This is a genomic window from Streptomyces sp. AK010 (assembly GCF_014207295.1).
GTDB lineage: Bacteria > Actinomycetota > Actinomycetes > Streptomycetales > Streptomycetaceae > Streptomyces > Streptomyces massasporeus.
In genome coordinates, this window is sequence record NZ_JACHCX010000022.1 from 58,457 (window position 1) to 75,066 (window position 16,610).

The 16,610-nt window shown below is 73.0% G+C and carries 14 protein-coding genes; 12 read left to right on the forward strand and 2 right to left on the reverse strand.

What is annotated here, in order from left to right:
* Positions 1 to 97 precede the first annotated feature (97 nt).
* The 8 genes from HDC93_RS31815 to HDC93_RS31850 all read left to right on the forward strand — a co-directional run bounded on the left by HDC93_RS31815 (position 98) and on the right by HDC93_RS31850 (position 11,171).
* Complete coding sequence (locus tag HDC93_RS31815) at positions 98 to 1,192, forward strand: DegT/DnrJ/EryC1/StrS aminotransferase family protein (protein WP_260419868.1); 1,095 nt, start codon at positions 98 to 100, stop codon at positions 1,190 to 1,192.
* Positions 1,189 to 2,331, forward strand: coding sequence for a DegT/DnrJ/EryC1/StrS aminotransferase family protein (locus tag HDC93_RS31820; protein ID WP_185014293.1), 1,143 nt, complete (start codon positions 1,189 to 1,191; stop codon positions 2,329 to 2,331). Before HDC93_RS31815 ends, HDC93_RS31820 begins: the two co-directional genes overlap by 4 nt.
* A gap of 113 nt (positions 2,332 to 2,444) precedes the next feature.
* Complete coding sequence (locus HDC93_RS31825; RefSeq protein ID WP_185014294.1) at positions 2,445 to 3,419, forward strand: UbiA family prenyltransferase; 975 nt, start codon at positions 2,445 to 2,447, stop codon at positions 3,417 to 3,419.
* Positions 3,416 to 4,786: an FAD-dependent oxidoreductase gene (locus tag HDC93_RS31830; RefSeq protein ID WP_185014295.1), complete on the forward strand. Its 1,371-nt coding sequence runs from the start codon at positions 3,416 to 3,418 to the stop codon at positions 4,784 to 4,786. Before HDC93_RS31825 ends, HDC93_RS31830 begins: the two co-directional genes overlap by 4 nt.
* A complete protein-coding gene (locus HDC93_RS31835; protein ID WP_185014296.1) occupies positions 4,773 to 6,356 on the forward strand; it encodes a class I adenylate-forming enzyme family protein in 1,584 nt (527 codons plus the stop codon). Before HDC93_RS31830 ends, HDC93_RS31835 begins: the two co-directional genes overlap by 14 nt.
* Before the next feature lie 263 nt (positions 6,357 to 6,619).
* On the forward strand, positions 6,620 to 7,441 hold the full coding sequence (locus tag HDC93_RS31840) for a methyltransferase (protein ID WP_185014297.1): 822 nt from the start codon (positions 6,620 to 6,622) through the stop codon (positions 7,439 to 7,441).
* A complete protein-coding gene (locus HDC93_RS31845) occupies positions 7,438 to 9,261 on the forward strand; it encodes a CoA transferase (protein ID WP_311774673.1) in 1,824 nt (607 codons plus the stop codon). Before HDC93_RS31840 ends, HDC93_RS31845 begins: the two co-directional genes overlap by 4 nt.
* Positions 9,258 to 11,171: a class I adenylate-forming enzyme family protein gene (locus tag HDC93_RS31850; RefSeq protein WP_311774674.1), complete on the forward strand. Its 1,914-nt coding sequence runs from the start codon at positions 9,258 to 9,260 to the stop codon at positions 11,169 to 11,171. The genes HDC93_RS31845 and HDC93_RS31850 overlap by 4 nt, the downstream gene beginning before the upstream one ends.
* 70 nt (positions 11,172 to 11,241) lie before the next feature.
* Here the strand turns inward: HDC93_RS31850 and HDC93_RS31860 are convergent, their stop codons facing one another.
* Together HDC93_RS31860 and HDC93_RS31865 are read right to left on the reverse strand one after the other, a co-directional pair.
* A complete protein-coding gene (locus HDC93_RS31860; RefSeq protein WP_185014298.1) occupies positions 11,242 to 12,822 on the reverse strand; it encodes a SpoIIE family protein phosphatase in 1,581 nt (526 codons plus the stop codon).
* Positions 12,819 to 13,349 (reverse strand): methanogen output domain 1-containing protein, encoded by a 531-nt coding sequence (locus HDC93_RS31865; RefSeq protein ID WP_185014299.1) that lies wholly within the window; start codon positions 13,347 to 13,349, stop codon positions 12,819 to 12,821. The genes HDC93_RS31860 and HDC93_RS31865 overlap by 4 nt, the downstream gene beginning before the upstream one ends.
* Before the next feature lie 538 nt (positions 13,350 to 13,887).
* On the opposite strand from HDC93_RS31865, the gene HDC93_RS38915 reads away from it, so the two are divergent.
* From HDC93_RS38915 to HDC93_RS31880, 4 genes are all read left to right on the forward strand, one after another.
* On the forward strand, positions 13,888 to 14,019 hold the full coding sequence (locus HDC93_RS38915; protein ID WP_260419869.1) for a hypothetical protein: 132 nt from the start codon (positions 13,888 to 13,890) through the stop codon (positions 14,017 to 14,019).
* A gap of 216 nt (positions 14,020 to 14,235) precedes the next feature.
* Positions 14,236 to 14,592: an STAS domain-containing protein gene (locus HDC93_RS31870; RefSeq protein ID WP_311774675.1), complete on the forward strand. Its 357-nt coding sequence runs from the start codon at positions 14,236 to 14,238 to the stop codon at positions 14,590 to 14,592.
* Positions 14,592 to 15,524, forward strand: coding sequence for an anti-sigma factor RsbA family regulatory protein (locus HDC93_RS31875; protein WP_185014301.1), 933 nt, complete (start codon positions 14,592 to 14,594; stop codon positions 15,522 to 15,524). The genes HDC93_RS31870 and HDC93_RS31875 overlap by 1 nt, the downstream gene beginning before the upstream one ends.
* 125 nt (positions 15,525 to 15,649) lie before the next feature.
* Entirely contained in the window at positions 15,650 to 16,498 is an 849-nt protein-coding gene (locus HDC93_RS31880) for an RNA polymerase sigma factor SigF (protein ID WP_185014302.1), read from the forward strand.
* The last annotated feature ends 112 nt before the right edge of the window (positions 16,499 to 16,610 follow it).

Below are 16,610 nucleotides of genomic sequence, written 5' to 3' on the forward strand. Positions count from 1 at the left end.
GGGTGCGTTATCGACTGAGTCAGGAACGCCTGATCGAATTCCCTTCTTCTCTCAGGCCGCGACTTTCGAACGCCTGTGGCCGTCCATCGAAACGGCGTTGGACGATGTTTTCCACAGCGGTAAGTTCTCCCACGGAAAACAGGTCGGGCAGCTGGAGGCGGCGCTCACGGACTACACCGGCGCCCGGCATGTGATCGGCGTCAACAGCGGCACCGACGCGCTGGTGTTGCTGCTGCGCGCCTGCGGAGTGCGCCCCGGCGACGGTGTCCTGGTGCCGGCGTACTCGTTCTTCGCCACCGCCTCGGCTGTCGTACTGGCGGGCGGGACACCGCAGTTCGTCGACATCGACCCGGAGACGTACGCGATGGACCCCGCGGCCCTGGAGGCGGCCGTCACTGCGCGGAGCCGGTTCGTGATGCCGGTGCACCTGTTCCACACGATGGCCGACATGGCGGCCGTCACCGCCGTCGCCCGGCGGCACGGCCTGACAGTCGTCGAGGACAGCGCCGAAGCGATCGGCATGCGCCGGCACGGAGTGCACGCAGGCCTGCACGGGGCCGGCGGCGTCCTGTCGTTCTTCCCCTCCAAGACGCTCGGCGCGCTCGGCGACGCGGGAGCCGTGCTCACCGACGACCCGGAGGTGGCGGCCACCGTCGCGGCGCTGCGCCACCACGGCAGGACGGGCCGCACGCTCGACAACTTCCCGGCCATCTCCACCGAGAGCGCCCTGCCCGGCGCGAACAGCAAGATGGACGACATGCAGGCGGCCGTCCTGCTCGTCAAGCTGTCCCTTCTGGAGGAGCACATCGCGCGCCGGGCCGAACTGGCGGAGGCGTACACCGCCCGTCTGCGGGACGCGCCGGGGATCATCCGCCTGCCGCGGACCACCGCGGGGAAACCGGACGACCGCGACGTGTACTACGTCTACCTGATCGAGACCGAGCACCGGGACGCCCTCGTCGGCCACCTCGGCCGGCACGGCATCGGCACCGAGGTCTACTACCCCGTGCCGCTGCCCCACCAGCCCGCCCTCGCGCACCTGGGCCACCGGCAGGGCGAGTTCCCCCGCGCCGAGGCGGCGGCCCGGCACGCCGTCGCCCTGCCCTTCCACCCCGATCTGGGATCAGGCGACCTGGACCGCGTCTGCGACACCATCCGCTCCTTCCTCGCCGGAACGAGGACGACCGCATGACCGCATCGCTCCCTCCCGCCGTCCCGTTCTTCCCTCCCGCCCTCTTCGAAGCCGACCGCTCCGCACTGATCGGGCTGGTCCGCGAGGTGGGACTCGACCCGGAGCAGCGGTTCATCCTGGGCAGGCGCACCGCCGCCTTCGAGGACCTCATGCGCGAGGACCTGGGGGCCGCCGACGTGGTCGCCTGCTCCAGCGGCACGTCTGCGCTCTCGCTGGTGCTGCGGGCCATGGACGTAGGCGCCGGTGACGAGGTGATCGTGCCGGCGTTCGGCTGCGCGCCCCTGGCCGCCTCGGTGGTCGATGTCGGGGCCACACCGGTCTTCGCCGACATCCGGCCGGACACCATGACCATGGACCCGGACGAGGCGGAGCGGCTCGTCACCGAGCGGACCAAGGCGGTGATGCCGGCCCACATGTTCTCCGTCATGGCCGACATGCCACGCTTCGCCGAACTGGCCCGGCGGCACGGACTGCGCCTGCTGGAGGACTCGGCGGTCGCCCAGGGCGGCGTACTGCGGGGCGTCCCGGCCGGACTGTGGGGCGACGCGGGGCTCTACTCCTTCGTGCAGGTCAAGACCTGCGGCATGCCCGGCGAGGGCGGCGTGGTCGTCACCCGGGACCCGGCACTGGGCGAGAAGGTGCGGATGCTGCGCAACCACGGTCAGTACGCCGGGCGGCGGTTCGTCCACCACGCCGTCGGACTCAACAGCCGGTTCGACGAGATCCAGGCCGCCTTCCAGACGCACCGCTACCCCGGTTTCCCGGCGCGGCTGGCGCGGCGGGCAAAGATCGCCGCGTACTACACCGAACGCTTCACGCCCCTGGCCGACCGTGGTGTGGCACCGCCGCCGCCCGGCCCGGACGGCCGGTGCTTCTACGTGTACACGGTCCTTGCCGAGGACCGGGAGGCTCTCGGCGCCCACCTGGCCGAGTGGGGGGTGGCCACGCACGTCTACTATCCGCAGCCCCTCCCCGCCCACCGTGCGTTCGCCCCCTACGCGCCACCCGGTGCCCGCTGGCCGCGCGCCGAACAGGCCGCCCGCCGTCATCTCGCCCTTCCGGTGCACCACCTGCTGACCGACGCACAGGTCGAGCATGTCGCCGACCTCGTGTGCGCCTTCGCCAACGAGCACCGCTGACGCGCGGCTGCCCGCCGCGGCCACCGTCGGCCCGCGACCGCCCGCCTCGCCCATCCCGCTGCCCGGGCGAGCGGCACCCCCCTTCGGACGCAGACACCCCCAAGAGGTCACCCATGACGGACAGCATCGCGGCCGGCCGTCCCGCCGCGACCGCCCACGGCCACAGCCGGCTGCGCACGTACGCGCGGCTCGGCAAGCTGGACGTGTACGACTACTACCTCGGCATCTTCCTCGCCCTGACCGCCGCGCTGTTCCCCGCCGGCGCCTTCACCGCCCGTCAGGCACTGGTGATGGCGGCGTTCCTGGCCGGCGAAGTCGCGGTCCTCATGGCGATGGTCGCCCTGGACGACGTCACCGGGTTCCGGGACGGCAGCGACCTCGCCAACTACGGCCCCGACAACCCGCTGCGCAGCACGGCACGCAAACCCCTGGTCGCCGGGGCCCTGACGGTGCCCCAGGCACTGCGCTTCGCCTGGGTCTGCGCGGCGGCCGGGGCGCTGCTCTGGGCGGGCGCCGCCGCGCTCGCCCCGCACCACCCGCTGTGGGCGCTGGTGACGGCGGGCGCGCTGTTCGCGGTGTCGCTGCAGTACTCGTACGGGTTGAAGATCAGCTACCACGGTTTCCAGGAGGTGTTCCTGGTCGCCCTCGGCGCCGTGCTGGTGGTCGTTCCGTACGGCCTGGTGACGGGGAGCTTCTCCGAATTCCTGATGGTGCAGGCCGTGCTGTTCGGGTTCGGGCCGCTGATGTTCGGCGTCTACTCCAACACCAACGACGTGGCCGGCGACCGGGCTGTGGGCCGTCCGACCGTGGCCGCCCTGGTCTCGGAGCGGGGCAACGCCGTCTTCATCGGAGCCCTGTCGGCCGCCGAGTTCCTCATCGGCGCGGTCGCCTCGGCCACCGGGGTGGCCCCCTGGTGGTTCGTGCTGTTGATGCTGCCGGCGACCGTGCTGCGGGCCCGTCAGTACCTGACCGGATTCGTCCGCGGTGACATCATGACCGCCCGCCGGACGGGCTTCGCCGTGCACCGGCTCAGCGTGGTGCTGATGACCGTGGGCAACGTCGTCGTCGGAACGGGAGCCGCCCGGTGAGGCCCGAACTCGACGTCGCCGTCGTCGGCGCGGGCATCGCCGGTCTGACCGCCGCCCACGAACTGCGCCGCGCCGGGCTGGCCGTCCGGGTGTACGAGCAACTTCCGGATGTCGGCGGCCGGATGCGCAGCATCCGCCAGGAGGGCTGGACGGTGGACACGGGCGCCGAGCAGGTCCCCTCCCGTGGTTACCGCGCGACCTGGGAGCTGCTGCGCCGGCTGCGCGTCGCCCCCGCGGACGTGCCCCGGGTCGGCGGCGCGGTGGCCCTCTGGCGCGGCGGACGAGCCCACCTGGGCGTCGGCGAGAGCACGGCGGTGGTCACCGGAGCGGGCCTGTCCCCCCGGGCGCGGCTCGACCTGGCCGCCTTCTCCGCCCGGACCGGCCGCCGCCGCGCCGGATTCGACGGCGACCGTCCCGAGAACAGCTCGCTGGGCGCCGCCACCGTGCGGGAGATGACCGCCCGCTACCACCGCGACCTGCACGACTACCTCTTCCAGCCGGTCGCCGGCTGCTTCTTCGGCTGGGACACCGCCCGTTCGACGGCCGCTCCCCTGGTCAGCCTGCTTCTGGAGGCCGGTTCCACCGCCTCCTGGCGCACCTACCGCGACGGCATGGACTTCCTGGCCCGCCGCCTCGCCACCGGCACCGAGGTCGTCACCCACCGGACCGTACGCGAGGTCACCGACGCGGGCGGGCACGCCGTACTGCGGTTCGACGACGGGCAGGTCACCGCGCGTGCCGCCGTGCTCGCCGTTCCGGCCCCCGTCGCGGTGGCGCTCCGCCCGGACGCCCCCGCCGACGAGCAGCCGTTCCTCACCGCCTGCACTTTCACGCCCATGATGAAGGTCAGTTGTCTGCTGGACCGCCCCCTGGCCCCAGCCGCCCGGCGGCCGGTGCACATCCTGCTCACTCCGGCCGCCGAGGAAAACGTGCTCTCCGGCGTCGTCGTCGACCACGCCAAGCACCCCGGCCGGGCACCCGCGGGCCGGGGCCTGGTCACCCTCGTGGCCGGTCCGCACCGGGTGCCCGAGCTGCTGGAAGGCCCTCCCGAAGAGGCCGCCGAACTCCTCGTGCGCGCGGCGGAACGCTATGTCCCGGGCATCGGCGACGCCTGCCGCCACCGTCTCGTGCACGCCTTCCGCCACGGCCTGCCGGAAGCCACACCCCAGGCCCTGCGGGAACGCGCCGGCTTCCTCTCCCGGCCGGTGCGCGCGGTGGAGTACGCCGGCGACTGGCTCATGCTGCGACCCGCCTCCGAGGGCGCCGTCCGGGCGGGCGCGCTGTCCGCGTCCCGCGTCCTGAGCAGGCTCGGACGGAACATTCCGGCCGGCCACGACCGAGCGGAGGAGATTCATGCGACCGCATGACATGGGCACCCTGTTCGACGAGGCGGCGGCAGGCGGCGCCCGGACGGTGGTCCACTTGGACCGGCCCTTCGACATCGCCCCGCACGCCGGCACCCGGTGGACCGTCACCGAACTCGCCGGCCTGGTCCGCGCCACCGCGGCCCGCCTCGCCGACGCCGGTGTCGGGCCGGGGGACCGCGTGGCGATCGTGAAGGACAACCACTGGGACTACGACCTGCTCGCCTGCGCCGTGGTCCGCCTCGGCGCCGTACCCGCGCTACTGTCCGCCCGGCTCGACACCGCGGACCTCGTCACCCTGCTGGAGCGGCTGCGGCCTGCCGCGCTGGTCACCACCTCGGCGGTGCTGGCCCGCTGCCGGGACACCGCCGCCCGCGTACCGGCCCGGATCCTCGTCACCGTCGACTCCGCCGCGCCCGGCGCGGTCCACCTGGCCGCGCTGGACGCGTCCCGCCCCGGCGTACCGGCGCGGCGCCACGACGACGAACCCCTGATCATCCACCACACCTCGGGGTCGACCGGCCTGCCCAAGCTGGTGGTCCACTCCACGCGGACACTCGTGCACAAGCTGGCCCGCTTCGAAGCGGTGCGTTACCCGGGCATCGGCATCCGCGGGGACGACGTCCTGGCCAACGCCAGCGCGTACGGCCACGGGCGCACCTTCTGCTGGACGGCCGTCGTCGTGTCACTCGCGCCCGCCGGCATGCTGATCCTCACCGGGAACGACCCGGAGGCCGCCGACCCGCTCCTGCGGGCCCACCCGCCCACCGTCGTCGAGGCCCTGCCCGCCTCCTACATCCGGATGCGGCCGCTCACCACCCGGCTGGACAACCCCTTCCGGGACGTCCGCCTGTACATCAGCACCTACGACGCCGTGCACCCGCCCACCCTGCGCGCGTACCTGTCCGCCAGTCGCCGCGCCCGCCCGCTGTGGATGCAGGGCTGGGGCCAGACCGAGACCGGGCCGCTGACCTTCCGCTTCCACACGCGGCGTTCCGCGCTCGCGCCGGACGCGGAGACCACGGCGCGGCGGCTCGGCCGTCCCGTGCCGGGCCGGACCCGGCTGCGCGCGGTGGACCCGGACACGCTGCGCCCGGTGCCGCGCGGCCGTCCCGGCCTGCTCCTCGTCCGCACCTCCGCCCTCGCTTCGGGGTACGTCGGCGAACAGGACCGCTGGGACGCCAAACGCGTCGGCGACTGGTGGTCCACGGGCGACATGGGCGTGCACCACCGCGACGGCAGTGTCAGCATCCTGGACCGCGCCGTCGACGCCCTGCCCGGTATGAGCTGCCTGCGGACCGAGGACGTACTGGAGCAGCGACTGCCGCAGGCCCTGGAATGCGTGATCCTCGGTGCCCCGGACGGCGACCCGCTGCCCGTCGTGGTCACCGCCGACGGCCGGCTGGACCCCAATGCCTGGAAGCAGGCCACCCATGGACTGCCCGCGCTGCGCGACCCGACCGTCCTCACCTGGGACGAGGTGCCCCGCACCGGGACCGGCAAGGTCCGCCGGGCGACCCTGGCCCGGCAGCTCACAGGCGCCGCACCTGCCGGCACCGGCCGGTGGACGTGACCGGGGCGCCGTCCGACGCTGCCGGCCGGTCCGGGCCGCTCTACGCTGCCGGCCTGCCGGGGCCGCTGCCCGGCGGCGGCTGTCCGGGCCACTCCCTTGACAGGTCTCGCCGGAACGACCGGCTCCCGCCCCGGCCGGCGGTCGCCCACCGGGCGCATGCCGACGGTGTCGACCCCACCGGTGCCGGCCGCAGGGCCCCGTCCGGGCCGACCCTGACGACGCCGGGCCTGACCGGGCAGCGTTCTCACGAGAGGAGCCACACCGTGTCCCAGCCCGCTCCCGTCCGGGAGGGCACCCACGCGGTCTTCCGAAACGGCACCGCGCACAGCCGCGACCAGCACTCCTGCCTGGCTGCCGCCTACGATCCGGTGACCCTGCCGCGCCTGGCGGCCGCCGGTGTCGGCCCGGGCTGGCACTGCCTGGAGGTCGGCGCCGGCGGCGGCAGCATCGCGCGCTGGCTGGCGGGCCGCGTGGCACCGGGCGGCTCGGTGCTCGCCACCGACCTCGACCCGCGCGACCTGGCACCCGGCCCGCGCCTGGAGGTCGCCGCCCTCGACCTGGCTCGCGACCCGCTGCCGGAGGCGGCCTACGACCTGGTGGTGGCCCGCCTGGTCCTGCAGCACCTACCCACCCGGGACGCCGTCCTGCACAAGCTGGTGCGCGCTCTCACACCAGGCGGCCTGCTGCAGATCGACGAGCTCGACGCCTCCTACGAGCCGCCGCTGCTGACCCCGGACGCGGAGGCGGAGGCGCTCTACGTCCGTTTCCTGCGGGCCAAGACTGAGGCGCTGCGCGCCGCGGGCGGCGATCCGCACTGGGGACGGAAAGTGCCGGCGGCACTGCGGGCGGCGGGGCTGACCGCCATCGACGTCCACCTCCACATCGGAGTGCGGCACGCCCAGGACCCCGGCCTCGGACTACAGTTGAACCACACCCGCAACCTCCGGGACCGGCTGACGGAACAGGGCATGACCCAGGGGGACCTGGACCGCGTGGGACGGCTGATGCGGGACCCGTCCTTCCGCGCCGCATCCAGCGTCCTGTACTCGGTGCAGGGCCGCCGGCCCGGCCGGGGGCGATCGTGACGCCACACCTGCGCGCCGCGGCCCGGCCGGACGTCGCTGCCGCGATCGCCGGCCGGCTGCTGCGGCACGCCGCGCGGGACCTGCCGGAGACGAGCGGCCCAGGCCGGGACACGCCGCGGTACACCGTCGACTGGGCGGGGCCGGTCGGTGCGGACCTGCCGGACGAGCGCGCCGTAGAGGCCGCCTGCGGTCTCATGCAGGTCCACGGCCGGGCGACGGGCGGGCCGCTCCCGCTGGCCGTCGATTACGCCTCGGTGGTGGCGGGGGTGCTCGCCGCCCAGGGCGCCACCGCTCTGCGCGTCGCGCGGGCCCGCGGCCTGGACCTGCGCGAAGTGCGGACCTCTGTGGCCCAGGGGGCGCTGCTGGCGGTCGGTCAGTACCTCGCCGCCGAGACGGCCCGCGACAACTCGGGTCCGCCCGAGCCGGGTTCGCCGGCCGCGTCGACGGCCGGACCGGACGCGCTGCGGACGGGCGGTCTGGCGACGCTGGAGACGTCCGACGACGCCCGAGTGGAGGTCGAGACCCTCGACCCCCTGGCGTGGCGGGAGTTCTGGGCCCGGCTCGGCGTGGCCCCCGCGCTCGCCGGCCGTGGCTGGCTGCCGTTCCAGCAGCGGTTCGCCACCGCCGTCTGCCCGCTGCCCGACGAACTGCGCCGGGCCGCCCGCCGCCGCACGCTGGCGGAGCTGCGGGCCGCCGCGCACCATACCGGCGTCAGCCTCCTCACCGTCGGCTCCGACCCGGCCCCCGCGGTCCGCCCGGCCGCCTGGTGCCTCACTCCGGGACCGGCACCGTTCCCCAGGGCCCGGGCGCACCCTGACATCGCCGTGCCCGGCCCACGCCCGGCCGTCCCGCCCTCCGGTGCCGTCCTGCCGCTGACGGGCCTGCGGGTGGTGGAGTCCACCCGCAGGGTGCAGGGCCCGCTCGCCGGGCACGTCCTGCGGATGCTGGGTGCCGAGGTGGTCCGGATCGAACCGCCCGGCGGTGATCCGATGCGCTGGCTCCCTCCGCTGGCAGGGGGCTGCTCGGCCCGGTTCTCGGCTCTCAACGCGGGCAAGCCGGTGGTCGAGGCCGACCTCACCACCGCGCCGGGCCGGGACACGGTACGCGCGCTGACCGCCGAGGCCGACGTCTTCCTGCACAACTGGGCCCCCGGAAAAGCCGCGCGGATCGGCCTGGACGCGTCCGACCTGCTGCCCGGCCACCCCGCCCTGGTGTACGCCTGGGCATCCGGCTTCGGGGACGCCTTCGGCGACCGGCCGCCGCCCCTGGGCACCGACTACCTCGCCCAGGTGCACAGCGGCCTCGCCGCGGCGGTACGGCCGGCGGACCAGCCCCCGGCCCCCTCCCTGATGACCCTCACCGACGTGCTCGGCGGGTTGGTGTGCGCCCAGGGGGTGCTGGCCGCGCTGGCCGCTCGGGAGGCGACCGGCCGGGGCAGCCGCGTCGACTCCTCCCTGGTCTCGGCGGCCGCTCTCGTCCCCCGTCCCGCGCACCGGCCCCGCTGGACGGCACTGGACCGTCCGCTGCGCACAGTGGACGGCCATCTGTACCTCGGTCCCGAGGCACGGGCGTGCCCCGAGGCGGTGCTCCGCGTGGCGGACGGCGCCGGCCCCACAGCCGCCGAGGACCTCGCGGCTCGCTTTGCCCGCCGTACCACGGAGGAGTGGACGGCACGGCTGGCCGAGGCCGGGCTGACCGCCACCCCCGTACTCACCGACCTGACGGCTCTGGCCCGCGACCCGGCCTTCCGGGCGGCCGTCACACCACCTGATCCGTCCACCGGCCACGCACGCCCGTACGCTCCCTGGGAGTTCGCATGACAGCCGCCCCCGCGACCCGGCACCGTACTGCCCCGTCCGCGAGCCGGGCCGGGCAGCCGGTGTGGACCTCACGCGCCGGAGTGCGCTTCTCGGATCTGGTGCCCCGCGCCCGACGACGTGCCTGGGTGAGAGCGGGCCTGTGCCCCGACACCGACCTCTACGCACTGTTCACCGCTCAGGTCCGCGAACACCCGGACCGCCAGGCGTTGGTGGACGACGTCGGAGTGCTCTCCTACGCGGCACTGGACGCCGAAGTGCGCCGGATCGCCGCCCTGTTCGCCCAGGAGGACCTGGGAGACGGGGACGTGGTGGCGCTTCTGCTGCCCAACGGACGCGACGCCGTGGCCGCGGAACTGGCCGTCTACGCGATCGGCTCGGTGGCCCTCCCGATCCCCGCGGGCGGCGACGACCGGGACGTCCGGGCGCTGCTCGCCCGCTCGCGGGCCCGTGGCGCCGTCCTCCCATCGGCCCGCCGGGCACGGACCGTCGCGGATCTTCCGCATCTGCGCACCGTGTTCGCCCCCGGCCCGGGTGACGGACGGACGCACGTGCTGCACTCCGCGCCGACCCCGGCCCGCCCCTGGCGGCCGCGGCAGGCCGACCCGTACGGGCCCGCCCGCATCCTGGTGTCGTCCGGTTCAGAAGCCGAGCCGAAGATGGTCGCCTACAGCCATCACGCCCTGGCCGGCGGCCGGACCCGGTACGTCGGGAGCCTGCACCCCGACACCACGGTGCCGCCCCGCCACCTGGTCCTCGTCCCGCTGGCCTCCTCTTTCGGTTCCCTGGGCACACCGGTCACCCTCGCCGCCCTCGGCGGCACCCTCATCGTCCAGTCGGCCTTCGACCCGGCCGGAGCGCTGCGGATGGTCGCCGAGCATCGTCCCACCCACCTCTTCGCGGTGCCCACCATGCTCCGCCGCATCACCGACCTCCCAGCGCGGCCGGACGAGGACACATCGTCGTTGCGTGCTGTTGTCTCCAGTGGCGCCCCTCTGCCGGCGGCCACCGCCCAGGCGTGCCGTGAACGGTTCGGCAGCCCGGTGGTGACCGTGTACGGCTCGTCGGACGGGGTGAACTGCCACACGGCCGGAGAACGCACCCCGCCGGGCGACAGCGCCGGCACTCCGGACCCCGCGGTGGCCCGCATCCGGATCACCGGACCCGACGGCGCGCCGCTCCCCGCCGGGCGGACCGGTCAGATCGAGGCACTGGGCCCCATGACGCCGCTGTGTTACGTCAACGCGCCTGAACTGGACACCCGTTACCGCACCTGTGACGGCTGGGTGCGCTCGGGCGACCTCGGCCGGCTGGACGAGCACGGAAGACTGCATGTCCTGGGGCGGCTCAAACGCATCGCCGTGCGCGGCGGTCTCAACATCAGTCTCGCCGAGGTCGAGCGCGAACTGGACACCCATCCGGCGGTGGCCGAGGCGGTGTGCGTCCCGGTGCCCGATCCGGACCTCGGAGAACGACTGTGCGCCTGCATCCGCCCGGTCCCGGGCGTACCCGTTCCCACGCTGTCCGACCTCACGACCCACTTGGGCAGCCGTGGCCTGGCCCGACGGAAACACCCCGAACACCTCCTGGTGGTGGACGAGATGCCTCTCGCCCACAGCGGGAAGGTCTGCTACCGCACCCTGATGTCGTTGTGTGGACAGGCGGCGAGCCAGTTCGGTGATCGTGTCCCGGCTGAGACCCGTGATCCTCGCTGCCCAGGCGGCATCCTTGGCAACGCCGTCGAATGCGCCGGTCAGGCAGGAGGCGAAGCGGTCGAACCCGACGCAGCAACGGCGAAGGAAGTCCTCGTCGTGCCAGCCGTTGACCAGCATGGTGTGTGCGATGCCGAGCACCACGGCGGTGTCGGTGTCCACGTCCCCCTCGCCGGCCCCTACGACCTGAAGATCGTCTGACAGACCGCCGAAACCTGCGGCGCCCGGCAACCGCTCCCGCCGACCGCAGCCGCCGAACGGGCAAGGCAGGTCAGGACGGTGAGGGGAAGCGGACGGTGAGCAGGGCCCGGTCGTCGGGGAACGCCGCCTCGGGCTGGTGGTGCAGGAATCGGTCGCACAGCTCGGCGATGCCCAGGCCGCTGGTGATGCGGGCGAAATCGGTCAGTCGCCGCATCCCGATGGCGAGGTCTTCGCGACGGCGCTCGATCAGCCCGTCGGTGTACAGCAGCAGCGTGTCGTTCTCGGCCACGGTGGTGTCGGCCTGCCGGTAGCGGATGCCCCGGACGGGGCCGAGAGGCGGGGAGGTGGCGTGGTCGAGGAAGGTGCTGGAGCCGTCGGCGTGGATGAGCAGCGGCGGCGGGTGGCCGGCGGTGGCGTACAGCAGGGTGCGGGTGCGGCGATCGAAGACCAGGTAGCAGGCGGTGGCCATCCGCTCCGGGTGATAGCGGCCGAGGAAGGTGTTGACTTCGTCGAGGACGGCGGCAGGGTCGGTGCCGCAGCGCGGCACGATGTTGCGCAGGGCGGCGGTGACCTGGGCCATGACGGTCGCTTCGGGCAGTCCGTGGCCGGCGACGTCGCCGATGCTCAGGCCGATGTGATCGGCATCCACGTCGTAGACGTCGTACCAGTCGCCGCCGACCGAGAGCAGGTCACTGCCCGGGGCGTAGCAGGTGGCCGTCTCCAGGCCGGGAAGCTGAGGCAGCTGGGGCAGGAGGCTGAGCTGCAGGCGTTCGGCGACCCGATGCTCGTGTTCGTGCAGGCCCGCCCGGCGCAGGGCCTGGGCGATCTGCTGCGCCACGGCCGTCACATGCTCGGGAGCGGTGGAGCTGTCCGAGCCGTAGACGATCAGCATGCCCAGGTGGACGCCGTCCGCCTCCAGGGACAGGGCCAGGGGAACCGCGTCCCCGGTTTCACGAGTGAGCGGGCCGTCCGAGGAAGAGGGCCGGTCCAGGTCGGTCCAGCCGCCCGCGCCGACCGGAGGGCTGCTGTCCTCCGGCTGGAGGGGCGGTACCAGCCGTGCCGCGTGCAGATAGAGCTCCGCCGCGGTGGCCCCCAGGGCAGCCGGCGCCACCTCGCTGACAGCGCGGGAAACCTCCGCGAGAGTGATCGCTCCGGCCAGGGCGGCGGTCAGGTCGTACAGGTGCTGCAACCGGGCACGGGCGGCCTGTTCAGCGGCCAGCAGCCGCGCCCGGTCCACTTCGGTGGCCCGACGGAAGGCCACCTCCCGGTTCAGTGCCTCCACCTGCTCGCTGAGCGCGACGAACTTGTCCGACGCCCCGGCCTCGACGAGATGCAGCTGCAGAGCCGGCTGCGGGCCGTCCCACCACGTGGCCCGCGCCCCGTGACAGCGGAAGCGCCGCGTACGGCCGTCGGCGTCCTTGAGGACCAACGCGCCGGGCACGGGAGTGCCGCTGCGCAGCCACACAGCCAGCTGCTGACGCAGCTTCGGGGTGTCGTCCGGCCGTAGATCGAACACGCTGGTTCCCGGGCGCAACCGGTCGTCACAGCGGACGGCCGCCAGATTGGCGGCCAAGACGCGGCCGTCGGCCCCGCACAACAGCACCGGATGGGGCAGTGGTCTGGTGATGGCCCGGAAGAGGCCAAGGGTCATGGGGTCACAGCCCGGTCGCCGAAGTACTCACGGCCACTCACCGTGTCGACATCCACGTCGGGCACCAGGTGCACCACCACCCGGCAGCCCGTGTCGCCGCGCGCGATGGTCTCCTCCAGCTCCACCCGCGCGTAGCCCAGATTGCGGGCGGCCACGGTGCCGAAGACGTTGGACGTCATCATGCACATCGACTCCCGGCCCACCACCTTCTCCGCGAACGGGCAGACCCGGTTGCCCAGCACGATCTTCGTCTCGTCGTGCTCGATGACGTAGAAGTCACCGTTGATACGGCGCTTGAGGTCCACGAGTGCCTCGGCGACCTGCTCACCCGTGAGCCGTTCGATGTCCAGTGCCGTGAGGTACATCTCGTCGATCTGCGTGCCGACGGCCTGCCCCACGAGACTGACGTAGCCGGACGCCTCCTCCAGGCCGATCACCGACTCCAGCGACGTCGCCAACTCGCGTACCAACGTCCGCAGGAACACGTCACGGTCCAGGGGAATCTCCACATCCGAGACCTTTTCCATGCCGGCTCCCTCACCCTCGGGCCCCGGCGACAACGCCACCGGCGTGACCTCATGTCGTGTGACGGGATGATTCTGCCAGCGCCCTTCAGCCCTCCACCACCAGTCCCGTCGACAGCGGCGGTCGACCCTTTCACAGGATCAGCCCGTCACCCGACGGACACGGATGGTTCACCAGGCAGGCAGTGGTAACCCGACAGACGACTGCGACCGGCTGTACGCAGCGCCGGCCGGCGGCAGAGCAGGGCTCCCAGGCTGGAGGAACCTCAGGAACGTCGATCCGGCCATCCCGTCCAGCGAGTCGCGTTTCCCCGCCGTCACGGCGAGCATCGCGGCCGCCCGGCACTGGGGCCCGCGACCGCGTGGAAGGTTTCGGCGGCCCGCTGCACCAGCACCGGATGAGCCAGACCGCCGAACCGCTGTCTCGAAAATGATCACCAACGCCCATCCGCCACGGCGCCGCCTCACCCCTGGTCCGACTCACCTGGAACGGCCGGCTGCGCGCATCGCGGTCAGTGACTACGGCGACCGCCGGCCACGCATGCGTGTCACCAGGAACACCGAGCCCGGCGGTTTCGGCATGCAGCTCCTCGAACGGCTGGCGCACCGCTGGGGCGTCACCCCGCGCCACCCCGGCAAAACGGCCTGGGCCGAACTCAGCCCCGCTCCCTGAGATCGCCCCTCTGGGCGTGCGCCGGCACGGGCGGCTACCTCGGGAGGACACCGACTCGGTCGCATCAGCTCCACCGACTCGCCTCACCGGGCCCGTGGGCCCGGCCCGACTCCCTCGCTCGGCCGGACTGGGCGTGCGCGGTGCCTGACCGAGTATCGTGCAAGGTGACCGGTAGAGCCGCCGTGCGGCCGAGGCCGGGGAGCTGGGGGCAAGAGCGTGGATGCCGTACCCGGCGAGGGCGGGACCCCCGTCGCGCCGTCGCGTGACGCGGTACTGCAGATCGATCCGTTGCCTGACAGTTCGGGGCTGGGGGCGACAGGGGAGATCAGCATGAACACACGGTCCGTATGGCAGCAGGCGCTGAACCAGCTGGTCGAGCGACGCGCGGACGTGCTGCATGTGGATCTGTCCCGGGTGCGGTTCGTGGATGTGGCCGGCGTGACAGACCTGGCGGTCACCGCCCAGCGTCTCCCCCAGGGGCACCGGATCCTGCTGCACCGGCCACCGCCGCAGCTGCCGCGCATCCTCGAGCTCTTCTGGCCCGGTATCGCCGCGATCGAGGTGGCTGCGTGATGAGTACGGCCACCTCGCACGAGCCATTCGTCCACCCCGCACTGTTCTACGAGGGGGCGGACCAGTACATCGAGGGCACGGTTCCCTTCTTGCAGGAGGGGCTGGATGCCGGTGAGCCCGCAGCCGTAGCCGCGCCGCCGGATCGACTGGAACTGATCCGCGAGGGGCTGGGTGAGCGAGCAGCGCAGGTGCGCTTCATCGACATGACTCAGGCCGGCCGCAACCCCGGCCGCATCATCCCCAACGTGCTGCGCAGGTTCGCCGACGCCCAGCCGGGTGCCCGCCGGGTCCGCATCATCGGCGAGCCGATCTGGCAGGGTCGATCCGCCGTCGAGTACCCGGCCTGCGTCCAGCACGAGGCGCTGATCAACACCGCTTTCACCGGGCGCGCGGTAACCATCCTGTGCCCCTACGACGCCGGGCAGCTGGACGAGCAGGCCCTCAGCGACGCCCTGGCGACCCACCCGGTCGTCATCGACGCCGACGGCCAGACGCATTCCACCGCCTATGGCCCCGAGCAGATCATCGCCCGCTACAACGAGCCACTGCTCGCCCCCCTCGAAGCAGCGGCCCGCCCGTTCGCCGTCCGGACACTGCCCGAGACACGCGACTTCGCCGTGTCCCAGGCGCGGTCCCTGGGCGTGTCCGAAGCGAGCCTGGGAGATCTGGAACTCGCGGTGGCGGAGCTGACCACCAACAGCGTCGTCCACGGCGCCGGCTCGGGGACAGTGCGGATCTGGGCCGAGAGCGGCCGGGTCGTCTGCGAGGTACACGACGGCGGGCAGCTGACCGATCCGTTGGCCGGCCGCCGCCCGCCGAATCCCACCCAGCCCGGCGGCCGTGGACTGCTGCTCGTCCACCAGCTCGCCGACCTCGTCCGTGTCCATACCGGCCCCGACGGCACCACCATTCGCTGTTACCTCCCCGGCTGACCGCGACGATGTGCCGGGCCCGCTCGGCACAGCACAGGTATAGGTGCGGGAGGACGGGGTAGGCGCTGCGCCGTCGGCCGTTTTGCAAGCGGTAGCGGTCGGCTCGAACCTTGGGAGGGCACAGCATGGCGCTCATGAGCATTCCGGCGGCACTGGACGCACGAACGAACGAGCTGCCGGAGGTCGCCGACCCCTCCCGGGTGGCGCCCAAGGACGCTCGGCAGCTCTCCCGGCTCTTCTTCGAACAGCTGACGGTCCTGGAAGAGGGCACCTCCGAGTACAGCTACGCCCGCGCAACGCTGATCGAGATGAACATGTCCCTGGTCCGATACGCGGCCGGCCGTTTCCGCAGCCGCGGCGCGGAGGAGATGGAGGACATCGTCCAGGTCGGCATGATCGGCCTGATCAAGGCCATCGACCGGTTCGAGCTGACGCGCGGAGTGGAGTTCACCTCGTTCGCGATCCCCTACATCGTGGGTGAGATCAAGCGGTTCTTCCGCGACACCACCTGGGCCGTGCACGTGCCGCGCCGGCTGCAGGAAGCCCGCGTCGAACTCGCCCGCGCCACCGAGGAACTGCGAAGCCGGCTCGGCCGCACGCCCACGGTCCAGGAGCTGTCGGAGCTGATGAGCCTGTCCGAGGAAGAAGTGCGGGAGGCCCGGCTGGCCGCCAACGGCTACAACTCCTCCTCCCTGGACGCCGCGATCGGCGGGAGCGAGGACGGGGAGAGCGCCCTGCAGGACTTCATCGGCGCCGATGACCAGGCGCTGGAACTGGTGGAGGACTTCCACGCTCTCGCCCCGCTGCTCGCCGAACTCGATGACCGGGACCGGCAGATCATCCACATGCGGTTCGTGGAAGAACTCACCCAGGCCCAGATCGGCGAACACCTGGGCGTGTCCCAGATGCACGTCTCCCGGCTCCTGTCGCGGACCCTGAACCGCCTGCGTGAAGGCATGCTCACGCACCGCTGAGGCCCACCGGTGTTCCCCCGGACCTGCTGTGGGCAGGCGGGAGCCGACGGCTGCGCTCAGTACGCCGTCGCCCGCATCCTCGTGGCCCGTCGCCACCAGTCGGCAGGTAACC